General features: G+C 68.2%; 19 protein-coding genes and 1 tRNA gene. 9 read left to right on the forward strand and 11 right to left on the reverse strand.

The features are described 5' to 3' along the window. Position 1 precedes the first annotated feature (1 nt). From topA to R9Z33_RS06870, 5 genes are read right to left on the reverse strand one after another with little or no spacing between them, the layout of a single operon-like run. The gene (topA, locus tag R9Z33_RS06850) at positions 2-2,713 is read right to left on the reverse strand and encodes a type I DNA topoisomerase (protein WP_318650559.1); all 2,712 of its coding nucleotides are present in this window, start codon (positions 2,711-2,713) and stop codon (positions 2-4) included. A gap of 23 nt (positions 2,714-2,736) precedes the next feature. Next, on the reverse strand, positions 2,737-3,798 hold the full coding sequence (dprA, locus tag R9Z33_RS06855) for a DNA-processing protein DprA (RefSeq protein ID WP_318650560.1): 1,062 nt from the start codon (positions 3,796-3,798) through the stop codon (positions 2,737-2,739). Then, positions 3,798-4,394 carry a glycerol-3-phosphate 1-O-acyltransferase PlsY gene (plsY, locus tag R9Z33_RS06860; RefSeq protein ID WP_318650561.1) on the reverse strand — a complete coding sequence of 199 codons (597 nt, stop codon included), beginning with the start codon at positions 4,392-4,394 and terminating at the stop codon, positions 3,798-3,800. The genes dprA and plsY overlap by 1 nt, the downstream gene beginning before the upstream one ends. Then, on the reverse strand, positions 4,394-5,662 hold the full coding sequence (locus R9Z33_RS06865; protein ID WP_318650562.1) for a dihydroorotase: 1,269 nt from the start codon (positions 5,660-5,662) through the stop codon (positions 4,394-4,396). Before R9Z33_RS06865 ends, plsY begins: the two co-directional genes overlap by 1 nt. A 44-nt stretch (positions 5,663-5,706) precedes the next feature. After that, positions 5,707-6,162, reverse strand: a complete 456-nt coding sequence (locus R9Z33_RS06870) for a GNAT family N-acetyltransferase (RefSeq protein WP_318650563.1) — start codon at positions 6,160-6,162, stop codon at positions 5,707-5,709. Between the two features lie 235 nt (positions 6,163-6,397). Between R9Z33_RS06870 and R9Z33_RS06875 the strand changes: the two genes are divergently transcribed. Further along, a complete protein-coding gene (locus R9Z33_RS06875) occupies positions 6,398-7,438 on the forward strand; it encodes a HAMP domain-containing protein (RefSeq protein WP_318650564.1) in 1,041 nt (346 codons plus the stop codon). Positions 7,439-7,441: 3 nt separating this feature from the next. On the opposite strand, the gene R9Z33_RS06880 is transcribed toward R9Z33_RS06875, so the two are convergent. Both R9Z33_RS06880 and ruvX read right to left on the reverse strand, forming a co-directional pair. After that, positions 7,442-8,395, reverse strand: coding sequence for an aspartate carbamoyltransferase catalytic subunit (locus R9Z33_RS06880; protein ID WP_318650565.1), 954 nt, complete (start codon positions 8,393-8,395; stop codon positions 7,442-7,444). A gap of 7 nt (positions 8,396-8,402) precedes the next feature. Next, entirely contained in the window at positions 8,403-8,876 is a 474-nt protein-coding gene (gene ruvX / locus R9Z33_RS06885) for a Holliday junction resolvase RuvX (protein ID WP_318650566.1), read from the reverse strand. A gap of 48 nt (positions 8,877-8,924) precedes the next feature. On the opposite strand from ruvX, the gene gatC reads away from it, so the two are divergent. Genes gatC through R9Z33_RS06905 form a run of 4 tightly spaced genes read left to right on the forward strand, consistent with a single transcriptional unit; the run spans position 8,925 to position 12,709 of the window. Beyond that, entirely contained in the window at positions 8,925-9,218 is a 294-nt protein-coding gene (gene gatC, locus R9Z33_RS06890) for an Asp-tRNA(Asn)/Glu-tRNA(Gln) amidotransferase subunit GatC (RefSeq protein WP_318650567.1), read from the forward strand. Beyond that, positions 9,218-10,699, forward strand: a complete 1,482-nt coding sequence (gatA, locus tag R9Z33_RS06895; protein ID WP_318650568.1) for an Asp-tRNA(Asn)/Glu-tRNA(Gln) amidotransferase subunit GatA — start codon at positions 9,218-9,220, stop codon at positions 10,697-10,699. Before gatC ends, gatA begins: the two co-directional genes overlap by 1 nt. Then, entirely contained in the window at positions 10,696-12,171 is a 1,476-nt protein-coding gene (gene gatB, locus R9Z33_RS06900) for an Asp-tRNA(Asn)/Glu-tRNA(Gln) amidotransferase subunit GatB (protein ID WP_318650569.1), read from the forward strand. Before gatA ends, gatB begins: the two co-directional genes overlap by 4 nt. A 7-nt stretch (positions 12,172-12,178) precedes the next feature. Further along, positions 12,179-12,709, forward strand: coding sequence for a P-loop NTPase family protein (locus tag R9Z33_RS06905; protein WP_318650570.1), 531 nt, complete (start codon positions 12,179-12,181; stop codon positions 12,707-12,709). Between the two features lie 16 nt (positions 12,710-12,725). Here R9Z33_RS06905 and R9Z33_RS06910 read toward each other — a convergent pair whose 3' ends face one another. Beyond that, a complete protein-coding gene (locus tag R9Z33_RS06910; protein ID WP_318650571.1) occupies positions 12,726-12,956 on the reverse strand; it encodes a hypothetical protein in 231 nt (76 codons plus the stop codon). Positions 12,957-13,030: 74 nt separating this feature from the next. After that, positions 13,031-13,339: a TM2 domain-containing protein gene (locus tag R9Z33_RS06915; RefSeq protein ID WP_318650572.1), complete on the reverse strand. Its 309-nt coding sequence runs from the start codon at positions 13,337-13,339 to the stop codon at positions 13,031-13,033. A gap of 83 nt (positions 13,340-13,422) precedes the next feature. Here R9Z33_RS06915 and R9Z33_RS06920 point away from each other — a divergent pair, with 83 nt between their 5' ends. After that, the gene (locus tag R9Z33_RS06920; RefSeq protein WP_318650573.1) at positions 13,423-14,055 is read left to right on the forward strand and encodes a glutathione S-transferase family protein; all 633 of its coding nucleotides are present in this window, start codon (positions 13,423-13,425) and stop codon (positions 14,053-14,055) included. Positions 14,056-14,139: 84 nt separating this feature from the next. Further along, a tRNA-Ser gene (locus R9Z33_RS06925) sits at positions 14,140-14,232 on the forward strand. A gap of 235 nt (positions 14,233-14,467) precedes the next feature. Here R9Z33_RS06925 and R9Z33_RS06930 read toward each other — a convergent pair. Next, positions 14,468-15,199 (reverse strand): hypothetical protein, encoded by a 732-nt coding sequence (locus R9Z33_RS06930; protein ID WP_318650574.1) that lies wholly within the window; start codon positions 15,197-15,199, stop codon positions 14,468-14,470. 324 nt (positions 15,200-15,523) lie between these two features. On the opposite strand from R9Z33_RS06930, the gene R9Z33_RS06935 reads away from it, so the two are divergent. Beyond that, a complete protein-coding gene (locus R9Z33_RS06935; protein ID WP_318650575.1) occupies positions 15,524-15,856 on the forward strand; it encodes a hypothetical protein in 333 nt (110 codons plus the stop codon). A gap of 191 nt (positions 15,857-16,047) precedes the next feature. Next, positions 16,048-17,198 (forward strand): IS3 family transposase gene (locus R9Z33_RS06940; protein WP_404830607.1). Its coding sequence is split into 2 segments (ribosomal slippage): positions 16,048-16,300 and positions 16,300-17,198, totalling 1,152 coding nucleotides; the frame shifts between segments, so codons are not numbered across the junction. 606 nt (positions 17,199-17,804) lie between these two features. Here the strand turns inward: R9Z33_RS06940 and R9Z33_RS06945 are convergent. Continuing rightward, complete coding sequence (locus R9Z33_RS06945; protein ID WP_318650576.1) at positions 17,805-18,383, reverse strand: recombinase family protein; 579 nt, start codon at positions 18,381-18,383, stop codon at positions 17,805-17,807. Between the last annotated feature and the right edge of the window lie 672 nt (positions 18,384-19,055).

Consider the following 19,055-nt stretch of genomic DNA (forward strand, 5'->3'; position numbering starts at 1 on the left):
CTCAGCCGCCCGCCTTGGTCTTGACGGCGGGCTTTTTCGCGGGTGCCTTCTTCGCCGCGGGCTTCTTCGCGGCCGGCTTCTTGGCGGGTGCGGCCTTCTTGGCCGGCGCCGCCTTCTTCACGGCGGGCGCCGGGGCCTCGGCCCTCTTCGGCGCGGCCTTCTTCGCCGGGGCCTTCTTGCCCCCCTTGCCCTTGAGCGGGGGCAATTCCTTGCCCTTCTCGGCGAGGATGGCGATGCCTTCCTCCAGCGTCACCGCCTCCATCTCCGTGCCGCGCGGCAGGTTGGCGACGCGCGTGCCGTGCATGAGGTAGGGGCCGAAGCGCCCGCGCCGCACCTCGACGATGCCGCCCTTGGGATGCTCGCCCAGCGTGACACCGCGCGGCTTGGCGCTGGCCATGAGGTCCACGGCCCGATTCAGCCCGATGGTCAGCGGGTCATCGTCGCGGTCCAGCGATTTGCTGAGCGCGCCCATCTTCAGATAGGGCCCGAAACGGCCGAGATTCGAGGTGATCTCCTCGCCCGTCTCCGGATGCAGCCCCACCACGCGCGGCATGGAGAGCAGCGCGAGCCCCGACTCCAGCGTCATCGTCTCGGGATCCATCCCGCGCGAGAGGCTGGCGCGCTTGGGCTTGGTGGGCTTGCCCTTGGCGTCCACGCCGGGCTCGCCCAGCTGGGCATAGATGCCGTAGGGGCCGCGCCGCAGCGAGACCTCCAGGCCGGTCACCGGGTCGGTGCCCAGCACGCGCACGCCATCGGCCAGCGCACCGCCGCCCTCGCCCTCGCCGCCCGGTACGGCCAGCGGCCGGGTGTAGCGGCATTCCGGATAGTTGGAGCAGCCGATGAAGGCGCCGGTCCGGCCCAGCCGCAGCCCGATCCGGCCCGTGGAGCAGGAGGGGCAGGCGCGCGGGTCGCCGCCATCGGCGGGCTTGGGGAAGAAATGCGAACCGAGCTCGGAATCCAGCCGGTCGATGACGTCGCTGATCTTGAGGTCCTTCGTGGCGTCCACCGCGGCGCGGAAGTCGTTCCAGAAGGCGTGCATCACCGCGCGCCAATCGGCGCGGCCGCCCGAGATGTCATCCAGCTGTTCCTCCAGCCCGGCGGTGAAGCCCGTATCCACGTAGCGCTCAAAGAAGGCGACCAGGAAGGATGTGACAAGGCGCCCGCGGTCCTCCGGGATGAAGCGGCGCTTGTCGAGCTTCACATATTCCCGGTCCTGCAGCACCTGCAGGATGCTGGCATAGGTGGACGGCCGGCCGATGCCGAGCTCCTCCAGCTTCTTGACGAGCGAGGCCTCGGAATAGCGCGGCGGCGGCTGGGTGAAGTGCTGCGTCGCCTCGACGGATTGCCGCTTCACCGGATCCTTTTCGCGCATCGGCGGGAGGATGCGGCTGTCCTCGTCGCCGTCATCCGGCGCATCATCCGTGTCCTCGCGGTAGAGCTTCAGGAAGCCGTCGAAGGCGATGACGCTGCCATTGGCGCGCAGCCTGGTCTTGCCGCTCGGCTCCACCAGCTCGACCACGGTCTGGTCCAGCTCGGCCGACTGCATCTGGCTGGCGACGGCGCGCTTCCAGATCAGCTCGTAGAGCTTGCGCTGCTGGTCGTTCAGGTAGGGGGCGACCGATTCCGGCGTGCGGGCCACGTCGGTCGGGCGGATCGCCTCATGCGCTTCCTGCGCGTTCTTCGCGCGGCTGGAATATTCGCGCGGGGCGCCGGGCAGGTATTCCTCGCCAAAGGCGCGCTTGATATGGGCGCGCAGTTCCTGGACCGCCTCGCGCGCCATCTGCACGCCATCGGTCCGCATATAGGTGATGAGGCCGACGGTCTCGCCGCCGATCGCGACACCCTCGTAAAGGCCCTGCGCCGTGCGCATCGTGGCCTGCGCGCCGAAGCCGAGCTTGCGGCTCGCTTCCTGCTGCAGGGTGCTGGTCTGGAAGGGCGGTGGCGGGTTGCGCTTGGCGCGCTTCTTCTCGACCGAGCCCACGGTGAAGGAGGCGGCCTCGACCGCCGCCTTCGCCGCCATGGCTTGGGCCTCGTTGCCGAGGTCGAACTGCTCGAGCTTGCGGCCTTGGTGATGAGTGAGGCGGGCCGGGAAGGGGATGCCGGCCGGCGTGGTGAAGCGCCCCTGGACCGTCCAGTATTCCCGGGCGATGAAGGCCTCGATCTCGCTCTCGCGCTCGCAGATCAGGCGCAGCGCCACCGACTGCACGCGCCCGGCCGACTTGCTGCCGGGCAGCTTGCGCCAGAGCACGGGCGAGAGGGTGAAGCCCACCAGGTAGTCCAGGGCGCGCCGCGCGAGATAGGCCTCGATCAGCGGCAGGTCGAGCTGGCGGGGATGCGCCATGGCGTGCTGGACGGCGCGCTTGGTGATCTCGTTGAAGGTGATGCGCTGGACATTCACCCCCTTCAGCGCGCCCGCACGCTCCAGCATGTCCTTCACATGCCAGGAGATCGCCTCGCCCTCACGGTCCGGGTCGGTGGCGAGGTAGAGGCGCTTGGCGCCGCGCAGCGCGCTGCTGATGGCGCGCATCTGCTTCTGGCCGCGCTCATCCGCCTCCCAGTCCATGGCGAAGTCTTCTTCGGGACGGACCGAGCCATCCTTCGCCGGCAGGTCCCGTACATGGCCGAAGGAGGCGAGGACGCGGAAATCCCCGCCGAGATATTTCTCGATGGTCTTTGCCTTGGCGGGGCTTTCGACGACGACGATATCCGTCACTTCTGGTCCTTCGGGGCCTGAATTCAGGCCAGTGCCACCCGGTTCCCGGGCAGGGTTTCGATGCGCCCGGCCAATTCCAGTTCAAGCAATATGGCCGAGAGCTCAGAGGCCGATAGCTGGCAGCGCCGACCCAACTCGTCAACCGCTATCGGGGTTGCACCTATCATTTCAAGGACTTGTGCCGAGGCTCCGGTTTGCGGCGATGAGTCTTCCATGGCTTCGGGGGCCATTTCCGGCAATTCGGCGAGGCGCAGGATGGGCAGCGCGGCCGGCGCCTCGGGCAGGAAGGCCAGCACATCCTCGGCCGTCTCGGTCAGCCGGGCGCCGCGGCGGATCAGGTCGTTCGACCCCCGCGCGCGTGGGTCGAGCGGGCTGCCGGGCACGGCGAACAACTCCCGCCCCGCCTCGGCGGCGAGGCGCGCGGTGATGAGCGTGCCCGATTGCAGCGCCGCCTCGATCACCACGACGCCCAGCGAGAGCCCGGCGACGATGCGGTTGCGGCGGGGGAAGTGCCGGGCGAGGGGGGCGGTGCCGAGCGGCGCCTCGCTCAGCACCAGGCCGCCCTCGGCCACGATCCGGGCCTGCAGCGGGGCATTCTCCCGCGGGTAGGGCCGGTCCAGGCCGCCGGCGATGGCGGCGATGGTGGTGCCCGAGCGCAGCGCGCCGGCATGGGCCGCGGCATCGATGCCGCGCGCGAGCCCCGAGATGACGGCGATGCCGCGCACCGCCAGCGCATCGGCCAGGTCCTCGGCGAAGCGGCGGGCCATGGCGCTGGCATTGCGGGCACCCACCAGTCCCACGCCGCGCAGGCGGAGCGGCGCGAGGCTGCCCTGGGCGGCGAGCACCAGCGGCGCATCCTCGGTCAGTGCCAGCAGGGGCGGGTAGTCCGGATCGTCCTGGAAGATGAGCCGAGCGCCCATGGCGTCCAGCGTCTCCATCTCGCGCAGGGCTGCATCGCGCGGGAAGGCGCGGGGGCCGAGGGCGCCGAGCGCGCCCTCGGCGCTTCCGTGCCGCGCCAGCAGGCGGCGGTGCAGCGTGGGCCCCACCCCTTCCGTCCGGGCGAGGCGCAGCCGCGCGAGGGACATTATTTCCCCTGGCCGATGCGCGGCTCGGTGCGGGTGATCAGCCGCTGGATATTCGCCTCATGCCGCATCACGACATAGACGGCGATGATGGTGATGGCGACGGCGGCGTCGAAGCGCAGCACGAGGAAGGCGGTGATGGCCGCCACCACCATGGCGGAAAGCGCGCCGACGGAGGAGATGCGCGAGGTGGCCGCGCCCACGATCCAGCCGGCCGCCGCCGCGACGAAGACACCCCAGCCGAGGCCCAGGAAGACGCCGAGGGCGGTCGCCACCCCCTTGCCGCCCTTGCCGCCCAGCCAGGGCGGATGGCAATGGCCCAGCACCGCGGCCAGCGCCGCCATCGGCGCATTCGCCGCGCCGAACAGCCAGGTGACCAGCACCACCGCCAGCACACCCTTGCCGAAATCCAGCAGCAACGTCCCCGCCGCCAGCCATTTCTTGCCGGTGCGCAGGACGTTGGTGGCGCCGATATTGCCCGAGCCGATGCTGCGGATGTCGCCAAGTCCGGCCGCGCGCGTCAGCAGCAGGCCGAAGGGGATGGAGCCGAGCAGGCCGGCCAGCAGCGCGGCGAGGCCGGTGGATAGGATGTCGTCCATCAGCCGAAGACCCTGCGCCCCGCCTTGAAGGTGGCCATGACCTTGCCCTCCAGCGCGCGGCCGTCGAAGGGCGAGTTCTGCGCCTTGCCCGGCAATTGCCCCGCCTTCACCTGCCAGGCGCGGTCGGGCCAGAAAAGGCAGAGATCCGCCGGCGCGCCCATGGCGAGGCGCCCGCAATCCAGGCCCAGCAGCGCGGCCGGGCGATGCGTCATCAGGCCGAGGGCCGTCAGCAGGGGCAGGTTGCCGCCATGCACCTGCGCCAGCGTCACCCCCAGCAGGGTCGCGAGGCCGACGCCGCCCGCCTCGGCCTGGGCGAAGGGCAGGCGCTTGTCATCCGCGTCGCGCGGCTGGTGGTCGGAGGCGATGGCGTCGATCGTGCCATCGGCCAGCGCGGCCAGCACGGCGAGGCGGTCTTCCTCGCGCCGCAGCGGCGGGCTGAGCTTGGCGTAGGAGCGGAAATCGCCGATCGCCGTCTCGTTCAGGTCGAAATAGGGCGGCGCGGTATCGCAGGTGACGTGCAGCCCCTCGGCCTTGGCCGCGCGGATCAGGTCGAGCGCCGCACCGGTGCTGACATGGCCGAAATGCACATGGCCGGAGGTGAGGCGCGCGAGGGCGATGTCGCGCGCCACCATGATCGCCTCCGCTGCCGCGGGGATGCCGGGCAGGCCGAGGCGCGTGGCGAGTTCGCCCTCGGTGGCCGAGCCGGTGCCGGCGAGCGAGGGGTCTTCCGGGTGCTGCACCACCATGGCGCCGAAGGCCCGCGCATAGGAAAGGGCGAGGCGCATCATCCGCGCCGAGCCGATCGCCTTGGCGCCGTCACTGAAGCCGGCCGCCCCCGCCTCCCGCAGCAGGCCGTATTCGGAGAGCTCCTTGCCGGCGCAATGCTTGGTCGCCGCGCCATAGGGCAGCAGGGTCAGGCTGCCGGTCGTCTCGCCACGGCGGATGATGAATTCGATCAGCGCGGGGTCATCCAGCGCGGGCTCGGTGTCGGGCAGCAGGGCGAGGGTGGTGATGCCGCCCGCCGCCGCCGCCTGGGCCGCACTCGCGATGGTCTCGCGGTGCTCCGCGCCCGGCTCGCCGATGCTGGCGCGCATGTCCACGAGGCCGGGGCAGAGGCAGGCGCCGCCCGCATCCAGCACCGGCACGCCCTCCGCCGGCGCGCCGGTCAGGCTCGCGATGCGGCCGTTCTCGATGAGGAGCGTGCCAGGGGCGTCGAGGCCGCTCGCTGGATCGAGCAGGCGGGCATTGGTGATGAGGAGATGTGCCATCGCCCCCGTTATAGCCGGGGCCGCGCGCCGCGCCACGGGGCGCCTCAGCCGAGCGCCTTTTCCATGAAGACGCGACGATGCCCGTGCTGCTCGCCCCGGTGCGTCTCCCGATAGCCGAGGTGCCTGTAGAGGGTGATGTTCTCCACCATCTTCTCGTTGGTGTAGAGCCAGATGCGCGTGTGGCCGCGGCGCCGCGCCTCCTCCTCGGCGAAGGCCATGAGGCGGCGGCCCTGGCCTGTTCCCCGCGCCTCGGCGGCGACGGCGATATTGTCGATCAGCATCCCCTCGGCGGTATCCTCCAGCACCAGGGCGCCGATGGAGGCGCCAGCTTCCTCCAGCACCCAAGCCTGCCCAGCGGCGATGCGCGCCGCGTAATCGTCGGTCATCGGCGCCGGCTCGCGGCCCAGGCGGGGGACATAATGGGCATAGGCGGCGCGCACGAGGGCGCGCAGGGTCTCGGCCTCATGGGGGCGGGCGGGGCGGAGGTGGATCGAGGCCATCTCTGGAAAGGTAGGGCATGGCGCCGCGTGGCGGAATCGCCGAAGTGCCGCATCCTCCCGCCCGCCAAGGCCCGATGTCGCAGGGGGAAAGTGGCGCCAGCGCTGCCGCCATCGGGGCTGCGCATGACAAATTGTTTACCATCATCGGCTAGCTGCATGCGCGATCAAAAGAGGATCCGGAACCTTGCCGACCGAGCGCGCTTCATTCCCCGCTTCGCGACCCGATGACGGACCCATGCGGCAGGCCGCCCCGGAACGCGTCCTGCACCTCGTGGAGCGGGCCGCCGATGTCGCGGGCGCCAAGGTGAAGGCCATCCAGGCCATCACGCGGCAGACCCGCGTGCTCGCCCTCAATGCCACGATCGAGGCGGCGCGGGCCGGCGAAATGGGGCGTGGCTTCAGCGTCGTCGCAGGCGAGGTGAAGACCGTCTCGAGCGAGGTGACGCGTCTGGCGACCGAGATGGAGACAGAACTCTCCGGGGCCTTCGACGAATTGCGCGAGGTTGGGCGCAGCATGCTGCGTGACGTCCGTGGGCAGCGCCTGGTGAACCTCGCGCTCAACGCGATCGAGATCATGGACCGCAACCTGTATGAGCGCACCTGCGACGTCCGCTGGTGGGCCACCGATTCCGCCGTGGTCGAGGCGCTGGCCGACCCGTCGGCCCCGCGTTGCGCCCATGCCGCGAAGCGGCTTGGTGTCATCCTCTCCGCCTATACCGTCTATCTCGACCTTTGGCTGGCGGATGCGACGGGCCGGGTCATCGCCAATGGCCGGCCGGACCGCTACCCCGGCGTGCGGGGCATGAGCGTGGCCGGCGAGGCCTGGTTCCGCGATGCCCTTGCCTCGCACAGCGGGGATGATTTCGCCGTCGCCGACATCACGCCCTGCGCCGCGCTCGGCCAGGCGCCGGTTGCCACCTATGCCGCCGCGGTGCGGGAAGGCGGCGAGGCCCAGGGCCGCGTGCTCGGCGTGCTTGGCATCCATTTCGACTGGGGCCCGCAGGCGGATGCGGTGATGCGGGGCGTGCGCCTCCTGCCGGAGGAGGTCGCGACGACGCGTGCGCTGATCCTCGATGCGGGCGGCCGCGTTCTCGCCGCTTCCGATGGCGTGGGCGTGCTGGAGGAAGTCATCGCGCTGCCGCCCGGCGCCGGCGAGTCGGGTTTCTTCGAAGCGGATGGCCGAGCGATCGCCCATCATGTCACCCCGGGCTACGAGACCTATCGCGGCTTGGGCTGGCGGGGGGCGCTGGTCCAGCGCCTGGGTGGCGCCGGCTGAGCCTCAGGTGTTGCGCCGCAGATCGCGCGAGAGCACGTCCAGCACCGCCATGCGGACGGCCACACCCATCTCCACCTGCTCGCCGATCACGCTGCGCTCGGGGTCGTCGGCGATGGCGCTGTCGATCTCGATGCCACGGTTCATGGGGCCCGGATGCATCACGATGGAATCCGGCTTGGCGTGGGCGAGCTTGGCGGCGTCCAGCCCGTAGAAGCGGAAGAATTCGCGTGGGGAGGGGACGAGGCCGGCATTCATCCGCTCCTTCTGCAGGCGCAGCATCATGACCACGTCGGCCCCCTCCAGGCCCGAGCGCATATCGTGATGCACCTCGACGCCGAGGCGCGCGCATTCCGAGGGGATCAGCGTCGGCGGGCCCACCACGCGCAGCCGGGCGCCCATGGCCGAGAGCAGATGGATGTTGCTGCGTGCCACGCGCGAATGCAGCACATCGCCGCAGATGGCGACGATGAGGCCCTCCAGCCGGCCCTTGCGGCGGCGGATGGTCAGCGCGTCCAGCAGCGCCTGGGTCGGGTGCTCATGCGTGCCGTCGCCGGCATTGATCACGGCCGCATCCACCTTCTGCGCCAGCAGGGCCGGCGCGCCCGACTGGGCGTGGCGGATCACCAGCAGGTCCGTGTGCATGGCGTTCAGCGTGGCCGCGGTGTCGAGCAGAGTCTCGCCCTTGTTCACGCTGCTGGTGGAGACCGACATGTTCACGATGTCCGCACCCAGGCGCTTGCCGGCCAGCTCGAAGCTGGTGCGGGTTCGGGTGCTGTCCTCGAAGAAGAGGTTGATCAGCGTGCGGCCCTTCAGCAGGTCCCGCTGGGTCTTTCCCTGGCGGTTCAGCAGGGCGTAGCTCTCGGCCAGGTCGAGCAGGGCGGAGATATGCGGCGGCTCCAGCCCCTCGATGGCCAGGAGGTGCCCCGTGGGCAGGATGGGGTAGGAGAAACCGCTCATGGGCGATTCATGTAGCCCGGGGCGCGGTGGCATCCAAGGCGGCCTGGAGCATGTAGGCCGCCGCCGCCGAATCCACGGCGGCCGCACGGCGCTTGCGCGTCATGTCCGCCTCCTCGATCAGCATGCGGTTCACCGCGGCGCTGGAGAGGCGCTCATCCCACATGGCGCAGGGCAGGCCGGCCGCCTCGCTCAGCGCCAGCGCCCAGTCGCCCGCCGCCTGGGCTGCCGGGCCGCGCGTGCCATCCATGGAGAGAGGCAGCCCCACCACCAGCCCGCCCACCCCCTGCTTTTCGGCGATGGCGCGGATCTCGGCCGCGTTCGCCGCCAGTTTGCCGCGCTTCAGACTGCCATAGGGGCTGGCCAGCAGCAGCGTCACGTCGCTCAGCGCGAGCCCGATGACCTTGGCCCCGGGGTCCAGCCCGAGCAGGCGCGCGTGGCGGGGCAGGAGGGCACGGAGATCGGCCATGTTGATGAGAGGCATGCGCGGCCTTATGGTCCGCCCCCTTCACGAACGGAAGAGTGGTTTCCCATGTCGCTTGATGCCGCGACGGTGCGTCGCGTCGCCAATCTGGCCCGGTTGCGCCTGGATGATGCCGAGGTTCCCAAGCTCCAGGCCGAGATCAACGGCATCCTGGGCTGGATCGAGCAATTGCAGGCGGTGGACACCGATGGGGTCGAACCCATGGCCGGTGGCTCGCCCAGCCCGGTGGCACTCCCCTGGCGGGCGGATGCCGTGACCGATGGCGGCCAGGCCGACGCCGTGCTGCGCAACGCGCCCGACCGCGAGGGCGAATATTTCGGCGTGCCGAAGGTGGTGGAATGATGCGCGCGACCGACCTGACCCTCGCCGAGGGCCTCAAGGCGCTGGAGAAGCGCGAGATCAGCGCCGTCGAGCTGACCGACGCCTTCCTCTCCGGCATCGAGCGGCTGAATCCGCGCCTCAATGCCTATATCACCGTGACGGCCGAGCAGGCTCGCGCATCCGCCGCCGCCTCCGATGCGCGGCGCGCCAAGGGCGAGGCCGGGCCGCTGGAGGGCATTCCCCTCGGCATCAAGGACCTGTTCTGCACCGAGGGCGTGCGGACCACGGCGGCCTCGAAGATCCTGGGCGAGTTCACGCCCCCCTATGAGAGCACGGTCAGCGCCAATCTGAAGCGCGATGGCGCGGTGTTCCTCGGCAAGCTGAACCTGGATGAGTTCGCCATGGGCTCGTCCAACACCACCTCCGCCTTCGGGCCGGTGGAGAACCCCTGGTCCCGCGCCAATGACCCGACGAAGCGGCTGGTGCCCGGCGGCTCCTCGGGCGGTTCGGCCGCCGCGGTCGCCGCGCGCCTCGCCATGGGTGCGACGGCGACAGACACCGGCGGCTCGATCCGCCAGCCGGCCGCCTTCTGCGGCATCGCCGGCATCAAGCCGACCTATGGGCGCTGTTCGCGCTGGGGCATCGTGGCCTTCGCCTCCTCGCTCGACCAGGCCGGGCCGGTGGCGCGCTCGGTCGAGGATTGTGCGATCCTGCTGCGCTCCATGTCGGGCCATGACCCGAAGGACAGCACCAGCGCCAACCTGCCCGTGCCGGATTTCGCGGCCGCTTGCGGGCGTTCGGTAAAGGGCCTGCGGATCGGCGTGCCGGCGGAATACACGCTGCCCGGCCTCGCGCCCGAGATCGAGGCGCTGTGGCAGCAGGGCCTGGACTGGCTGAAGCAGCAGGGTGCTGAGATCGTCCCCATCAGCCTGCCGCACACCAAATACGCGCTGCCCACCTATTACGTGGTGGCACCCGCCGAGGCCTCTTCCAACCTCGCCCGTTATGACGGCGTGCGCTACGGCCTGCGCGTGACGGAGCGGGATTCCGACCTGCGCGACCTCTATGAGCGCACCCGCGCCGCCGGCTTCGGCGCCGAGGTGAAGCGCCGCATCATGATCGGCACCTACGTGCTGAGCGCCGGCTATTACGACGCCTACTACCTGAAGGCGCAGAAGGTCCGCGCGCTGATCGCCCGCGACTTCACCGAGGCCTGGGCGAAGGTGGACGCGATCGTGACGCCGGCCACGCCCTCCTCCGCCTTCGCCATGGATGAGAAGCAGGATGATCCTGTGACCATGTATCTGAACGACGTCTTCACCGTGACCGCCAACCTCGCGGGGCTTCCGGGCCTTGCGGTGCCGGCCGGGCTGGACGGGCAGGGGCTGCCGCTCGGCCTGCAGGTGATCGGCCGGCCCTTCGATGAGGAAACCGTGTTCGCGGTGGGCGCCGCCCTGGAGCGCGCGGCCGACTTCACCGCCAAGCCGCAGGTGATGGCATGAGCTACACTCTCAAGGGTGAGACCGGGGATTGGGAGGTCGTCTGCGGCCTCGAGATCCATGCGCAGGTGCTCTCCAGGTCCAAGCTGTTCTCGGGTGCCGCGACCGCCTTCGGCGCCGAGCCCAACAGCCAGGTGAGCTTCGTGGATGCGGGCTTCCCCGGCATGCTGCCCGTCATCAATGAGGAGTGCATCGCACAGGCGGTGCGCACCGGGCTCGGGCTGAACGCGAAGATCAACCTCTGGTCCCGCTTCGACCGGAAGAACTACTTCTACGCCGACCTGCCGCAGGGCTATCAGATCAGCCAATACGCGCACCCCATCGTGGGCGAGGGCGTGGTGGAGATCACGCTGGGCGATGGCAGCGTGAAGCAGATCGGCATCACGCGCCTGCACCTCGAGCAGGATGCCGGCAAGTCGCAGCATGACCAGCACCCGTCCAAGTCCTTCATCGACCTGAACCGCAGCGGCGTCGCGCTGATGGAGATCGTGAGCGAGCCGGATATCCGCAGCCCGGAGGAAGCCGGCGCCTACCTCGCCAAGATCCGCCAGATCACGCGCTACCTCGGCACCTGCGACGGCAACATGGACGAGGGCTCGATGCGGGCGGACGTGAATGTCTCCGTCCGCAAGCCGGGCGAGGCCTTCCGCACGCGCTGCGAGGTGAAGAACGTCAACTCCGTGCGCTTCGTCATGCAGGCCGTGGAGGCCGAGGCGCGTCGGCAGATCGAAATCTGGGAATCGGGCGGCACGGTCGAGCAGGAAACGCGCCTGTTCGACACGGCGCGGGGCGTCACGCGCTCCATGCGCAGCAAGGAAGACGCGCATGACTACCGCTACTTCCCCGACCCCGACCTCCCGCCGCTCGTCTTCACGCAGGATTGGGTGGAGCAGCTGAAGGCGACGCTGCCCGAGCTGCCGGATGCGCGGCGCGCCCGCTACGTCGCGCTCGGCCTCTCGCCCTATGACGCGCATGTGCTGACCATCGAGCGCGAGACCGCCACCTTCTTCGAGGCGGTGCTGGGCCCGGAGGGGGGCGCCAGGCGCGATGCCAAGACCGTGGCCAATTGGTTGACGGGCGATTTCTTCGGCCATCTCAACAAGCGTGGCCTCGGCATCGAGGAGAGCCCGGTGCCGGCCGCTGCCCTGGCCGAATTGCTCGACCTGATCGCCAACAAGACCATCAATGGCAAGATCGCCAAGGATGTGCTGGAGATCATGTTCGACGAGGGCAAGGGTGCCGCTGCCATCGTGGATGAGCGTGGCCTGCGCCAGGTGGTTGACACGGGCGCGATCGAGGCCGCGGTGGACGCGGTGTTGGCGAACAATGCGGGCCAGGTCGCGCAATATCGCGGCGGCAAGGCCGGCCTCTTCGGCTTCTTCGTCGGCCAGACGATGAAGGCCATGGGCGGCAAGGGTAACCCCGCCCTGGTGAACGAGGTGCTGAAGGCGAAGCTCGGCGAACCGGGCGGGTAAGGCGGCCGTGCGCCGGGTTGCCATCTTCGGCAATGCGGGCGGCGGCAAGTCCACCCTGGCGCGGCGCCTCGCCGCCACGACCGGCCTGCCGTTGCACGCGGTGGACCGGATGCGCTTCCGGGACGGCGGCGGGCCGGTCCCGGAGGCGGAATACCTGTCCCGCCACGCCGAATTGCTGCGGGGCGAGGCCTGGATCATCGAGGGCTTCGGCAGCGTGGAGACGGCCTTCGCGCGTTTCGACAGCGCCGACACCCTGATCCATGTGGACCTACCGCTGATCCTTCACCGCTGGTGGGTGACCAAGCGGCTGATCAAGGGCCTCTTCGTCCAGCCGGAGGGCTGGCCGGCCCGCAGCCCGATCTGGCGCAGCAGCCTGAGCAGCTACCGCGTGATCGGCCCCTGCGACCGGCACCTCACGCCGCGCTACCGCCGCGTGATCCAGGAGATGGCCGGCACGAAGCGCGTGCACAGCCTGACGTCACCGGCCGCGATCCGGCGTTTCATCGATGCGGTGGCGCAAGAGCACCGGCGGGTGTGAGGCGAGGGGTGGCGCCTCAGTTGGCGGCGCCGTCCTCTTCCTCGTCTTCCTCGTCCTCTTCCTCGATGTCGTCGAGGTCGAGCACCTCGGCGTCACGCACCACGGCGAGGCAGGCCGCGAAGGTCTCCAGGAACCATTCGCGATCCCCGTCCTGGTCCTTGCCCTCGGCGGTGGAAATCATCCTGAGCAGGGCGAGGGCCACGGCGGCGTCACTGTCGCCCTCGATTTCGATCTTCACATCCGACATGCGGCAGCCCTCCGGTTTGGTGCGCGAAGGGTAACGCCGTGGGCCGGCCCGCGTTACCGCGGCCCGATGACAATTCAGCGCGCCAGCCGGTCGATGACGCGGTTGTTGGCGCGACGTGTCATCCCCGGGATCAGCAGCGCATCCACCACCCACCAGAGGATGATGAGGCCGAGGCCGAGATAGCCGATGAACACCAGCGTCAGGAGCAGCGAGACGCCGAACAGCGCCAGCATCAGGAAGCCGCTGATCCAGCGGCCGAGATACATGCGGTGCACGCCGCCATAGCCCAGGAAGAACCAGATCAGGTAGGCCAGCAGCACCGAGCGGCTCTCGGCCTGGTAGCGCAGCTGGGCCAGTGTGTCGGCGGAGGGGCGGGACGTCATGCGGGGGTCCTGTGCTGGGGGATGCCTCTGGGGCGGCGAAGTGGCATTCTCGTTCTCTCCCCTGTTGGAAAAAAGGCACGCTGATGACGATCGAACTGCACACCTGGAATACCCCCAACGGCCGCAAGATCAGCGTGGCGCTGGAGGAGATGGGGCTGCCCTATACGGTGGTGCCGGTGGACATCAGCAACAAGAAGCAGTTCGAGCCGAGCTTCCTGGAATTCTCGCCCAACAACCGCATCCCCGCCATCAAGGACCCGAACGGGCCGGACGGGAAGCCCATCACGGTCTTCGAGAGCGGCGCCATCCTCTACTACCTGGCGGAGAAGACCGGCCGCTTCATGCCGAGGGATCTGCGGGCGCGCGTGCCCGTGATGGAATGGCTGATGTGGCAGATGGGCGGCTTCGGCCCCATGCCGGGCCAGGTGCACCACTTCCTGATGCAGCCCGAGGGACCGGCGCGCGACTACGGCTTCACCCGCTACCATACCGAGACCAAGCGCCTCTATGGCGTGCTGGACCGTCGCCTGACCGGCCGCGACTTCGTGGCGACGGCGGGCGAGCCCAGCATCGCCGACTTCGCCATCCTGGGCTGGGCCTGGCGGCATGAACGGCACCAGGTTCCCTTCGACGACCTGCCGAATGTGGCCGCCTGGTATGCGCGCATGATGGCGCGCCCCGCGACGGCCCGCGGCTTCGAGGTGGCGCTGAGCTGAGAGCGTTTGACGGGGCGGGGCTGGGCCTGTATCACCAGCCCCGCATACGCCGTGTAAACTTCAAGCTCATCTGAGTACCCTTGCGGAGGGGTGGCCGAGTGGCCGAAGGCGGCGGTTTGCTAAACCGTTAGAGGGAGATAATCCCTCTCGTGGGTTCGAATCCCATCCCCTCCGCCACCCCTCTCTTGGGGTCTTTTTCCTCAATTAAATCAAAGCGATGTGGCGTTCGTGAGTTTGGTAATCCCCCTCACGTTCCCCCTCACGGTTTCCCCCGCACGACCACATTCCATCCTAGCCCTTCAAGGCAGCCTGCCTGTGGGTGCGGCCAAGCACGTTGGTGCTTAAGGACCTTGGTTGAGACGCAGGTGCTCGGCGAACAATGTCGCCGGGTCAAGATGTAGTTCGTCCTTCTTCAACCCATCGCCTTTGCGGAAGCGAAAAGGCCCTTGCTGAGCCCTAGGAAGCCCCCGCCCCTCGCAAGGATAACTGCCACATCGGCGCAGACATTGCGCCCTAGGCTTGGTGCCGGATGGCTCCCGAGTGAGAGAACAGAGCGGAGGATGCGCTGGGACTTCTCTTGCTGCACCGTTGGTGGGTTAGTCCGTCTCCATTCGTCATAGTGGCGGAAGTTGTTGGCTGCCGCCTCCACCACGGCTGTGAACGAATGATCAGCGAACAGCGGTCCGGCCCCCTCCCAGTCGGCCTTGCTTCCCTTCACGTCCCGCCAGTAGCGGCGGAGCATCGCTCCCATGACCACCATCACGGTCCCCGCGTAGGCGTCCATTCCAACCGCGTCGGCGTCCATTGCGTCGTTGATTTCATGGTAGCGCCGCAAGCGATCGGGGTTTGCGGTGAAGGCGAGTGGATGGCGTTCCTGTGGCTGCATTACCGCCTCCATCTCCGCTTGGCGTTGCTGTCGCCGGGTGGGTGCATCGAAGACGAACTGACATAAGGTTCCGAGCGCCCCCGCATGAAAGCGCCAGCGTTGCGCCAAGCGATACATCGCGTTGTAGCGGTCGCTGCTCAACTTCAGGTCGCCGTCATGCACCGCGAGGTCGCCGTTCTCAATCGCCAGGTCACCCCGCTGGCGTAGGATATCGAGGTCGAACAACTCGACCGTCTCTTCGTAGGCAGGGATGGGCATCACAGTCGCTCGGTTCCTCCATTGGCGGGCAGAAGCTTAGCGTCATGCCGCCTCCGCCAGCGGCGGGGACAGAGCAGAGAGTATCTTTCGCACGGTCCCCATGGCTCTAAAACATGCCGCAGAAAATAAAAGGTAGCTCGCGCTTACCGAGCGTGTTGCCCCCTATCCCTAGATAGGATCAGTGGCTCGCCGGGCGTGTTGCCTCCTATCCCTAGACACAACCCGAGGGCGTTGGAGGTGGGGGGCGATTTCGGCGGTTCCGTTGCGGGGCTGACTATCGCCCGCCTAACCCGCCAAACTGCCCTCCCAGCGGGACCCCCCAACATGGAACCCATCATCGCTTACTACGCCACACCCACGTCCGCCGTGTGCGGTCATCTTCGCGTCACGCATCGGACGCCCGCGCTGGCCTTGGCGCGGAAGCTCATCAGGGCCGGACACGATCCCCGAACCATCCTGCAAATGGTCTGGCAGGGGACCGGAACGCCATCGCTGCGCGGTCCTCTCTGGAAATTCGCGGCGCTCACGGTGGAGGAGAACGACCGGCGCGGGCCGCTCTTCGTGCCGTATCGGGACCCGTCCGCCCGCCTGGCTCTTCATGGCGAGGCACCCGCTCCCATGCCAGCATCTCGCCCGTCGCTCGCCTTAGCTGCCTAGCAGACGGGAGGAGGGGCGCTTCGCTTTGGAGACACGGTTGAGGGGAGGGGGACGCTCTGCACCGTCATTCAGTCCCTCCCTCTCCCTCTACTGGATACTGTAACGGGCCGTAGCGGGGCCGCTTCGCTTGACGTGCTCCCCTGAAGTGGTGCCATTTTTCGGTAGAGTCCGATCCAGCGAAGGACGGACGAATGAAGCGCAGCAGGTTTAGCGATGAGCAGATCATCGGGATTTTGAAAGAGCAGGAGGCCGGTGCGGCTACGGCGGATGTGTGCCGGCGGCACGGCATCAGCGGCGCGACCTTCTACAAGTGGAAGGCGAAGTTTGGCGGCCTTGAGGTGACTGAGGCCAAGCGGCTGCGGACGTTGGAAGAGGAGAACGCCAAGCTCAAGAAGCTGCTGGCGGAAGCGATGCTGGACATCGCGGTGCTGAAGGACATCTCGACAAAAAAATGGTGACGCCCGGCGCGAAGCGGAACGCGGTCGCCCATGCCCGGGAGTGTCACGGGCTGAGCGAGCGTCGGGCGTGTGATCTGATCGGCATCGCCCGGCGGGTGGCGCGGTATCAGCCGAGCCGGGCGGATGACGCTGGCCTGCGGCAGCGGCTGCGGGAGCTGGCGGCCGAGCGTCGCCGGTTCGGGTATCGGCGTCTGGGCTATTTGCTGGCCCGCGAGGGCCTCGCGCCGAACCACAAGAAGCTGCTGCGGCTCTACCGCGAGGAGGGGCTCAAGGTGCGCCGCCGCGGGGGCCGTAAGCGGGCGCTGGGCACCAGGGCGCCGATGGTGCTGCCGCAGGGGCCGAACCAGCGCTGGTCGCTGGACTTCGTGTCCGACGCGCTGGGCTGTGGTCGGCGGTTCCGCATCCTGTGCGTGGTGGACGACTTCACACGCGAATGCCTGGCACTGGTGGCCGACACCTCGCTGTCGGGTGCGAGGGTGGCCCGTGAACTCGATGCGATTGTGGCGCTCCGCGGGAAGCCTTTGGCGGTGGTCAGTGACAACGGCACGGAACTGACGTCGACGTCGATCCTGCGCTGGTCGCAGGAGCGGCAGGTGGAGTGGCACTACATCGCCCCCGGGAAGCCCACCCAGAACGCGTTCGTCGAGAGCTTCAACGGCCGCCTGCGGGATGAGTGCCTCAACGAGACGTTGTTCACGTCGATGCCGCAGGCCCGGGCGGTACTGGCCACCTGGCGGCAGGACTACAACACCATCCGGCCGCACTCGAAGCTGGGCGGGCGGCCCCCCGCCGAGATCGCCGGCCAACCGGGTTGGGGGCATGCCCCCAACCCCGTTGCCATCCCATCAACCATCAGACATCAACGCAGAGGACTCTCCGTCTGAGTGGATACATCAAGGGGGGCACGTCACTACGTTTCCCGTTAAGCTTCAACCTCCAACCACAACCTCCAATCTTTTCCCACTCCTCTCTCCCTCTGAAGGCCCCTTTACGGGAACCTCTACGGGTTCAGAAGAATTAGGGGTGTAGAGGTGGTATAAACGTCATGCGGACGATCCTCCCCGATCAGCTTCCCATAACGACCCGTTATTGTTCCCGTTAAGGGGGTAGGGGGGCTTATCGCTGAAGGTAAAGTGGAACTTTACTTATCTCGCTCCCGCTATGATCGCGTGATTGATGGAGGTGGTGGAGGCGTCTCCGGGCGTCAGCCCCGTTCTGGCCCCGTGCCGGGCTGAGACGGGCCGTGAAGGGGACGGTCCCCTGTGAAGGTCAAGTCAACTTTACCTTCCGTCTCCCTCTCTCTCCGGGCGTCGTGTCGGGCCGTCCCGGGACCACGAAGGCCCGTCGCAAGTTTCATGGCAAATTTTCGTGAGGGTGCAGCGTCATTCCGGCGCTGGGTTTACCCCCGTGGGGTGGGGGACCATCCCCGCCACCGCCCTGAAACCAGGCGAAGGTCCAGTCAGCTTTACCTTCGTGGGGGGGAGGGCGGTTCACCCGCTCCTCGCACCTTCCGTATCCCGTCCCAGGATGCGGTAAACGCTGGCCCGTCCCATCCCGAGGCGCTGGGCAATCTCGGTCGGCTTCACACCCTCGGCCTTGAGCTTCATCACGGCGTCGGCCTGTCGTTGGGCGGTGGGGACGCGCCCCTTGTATTTCCCGTCCGCCTTCGCCTTGGCAATGCCCTCCCGCTGGCGTTCCAGCATCAAGGCCCGCTCAAACTCCGCAACAGCCCCCAGCATGGTCAGCATGAGCTTCCCGGTCGCGGTCCCCGTATCCACCGGCTGCCCGCCCATGGACAGGACCCGCAACGCCACGCCCTTCGCTTCGAGCCGGGCGACGATGGCGAGGAGGTCCGCCACGGAACGGGCGAGACGATCAAGCTTGGTGACGGCGAGGGTGTCTCCCTTCCGGACGAAGTCCAGGGCCGCTTCCATCTGCGCCCGCTTGGCGACGGAAGAGACGCGCTCTGCGAAGACCCGCTCACACCCGACGCTGAGAAGGTCCCGCTCCTGGGCTTCTAGCCCCGCCTCCTGCTCAACGGTTGAGGTGCGGGCATATCCGACGATCATTACGAGGCTCCATGTCGTTCGCCGGGAGATTGTCTCACACGGCTTTAAGACATGAAGCCCCATGCCGTCTCAATTCGTCAAGGGTATTCGTGTGAGACACATTCGCAGGGTCCCGAGACGGCTCACTAGGGCAGGGCCTATCGAGACGCTTGGCGGACGCCCTCGCCCCGTGACTGTCGCCCAGTCCGAAGGCCGCCTCACGCCCATCCTCTTCTCCAGTGGGAAGGCAAAGTCCGCTCTACCTATTGGCGAGGGACACACTGGAAGGCCGTAACGAGGTGCCCGCCCTGCCCTCCTCGGATGGCCGAAGCGGCGTTGGCGCAAGCTTCTCGGCTAGGCATGTCAATGACCGTGGGCGGGGTCGTGCCGGTCATGAAAAGGATGAGAACCCAAGCTGACATGATGCTCCTCCAAAAGAAGGGGACATATCACGTCGCCTAGGTTCCTACAAAGTGTTCTTGAGTGTGCTGGTATACGGCCGTTGCTGCGGGCCTTATGGTTTACCGATAGTGCCGACCTTGCTTCTTCTATAGGGGAGGAGACGGAGTTCTCCCGGAGCGGGGAGAGGGGGCGATGCTGGCATCTCCTCTGCCTACGAAGGCCAGTACCGCTTCCACCTGCGCCCGCTTGGCGACGGAAGAGGCGCGCTCCGGGGAGGCCGCTACCATGGCC

The organism is Sediminicoccus rosea (assembly GCF_033547095.1).
Lineage (GTDB): Bacteria > Pseudomonadota > Alphaproteobacteria > Acetobacterales > Acetobacteraceae > Roseococcus > Roseococcus rosea.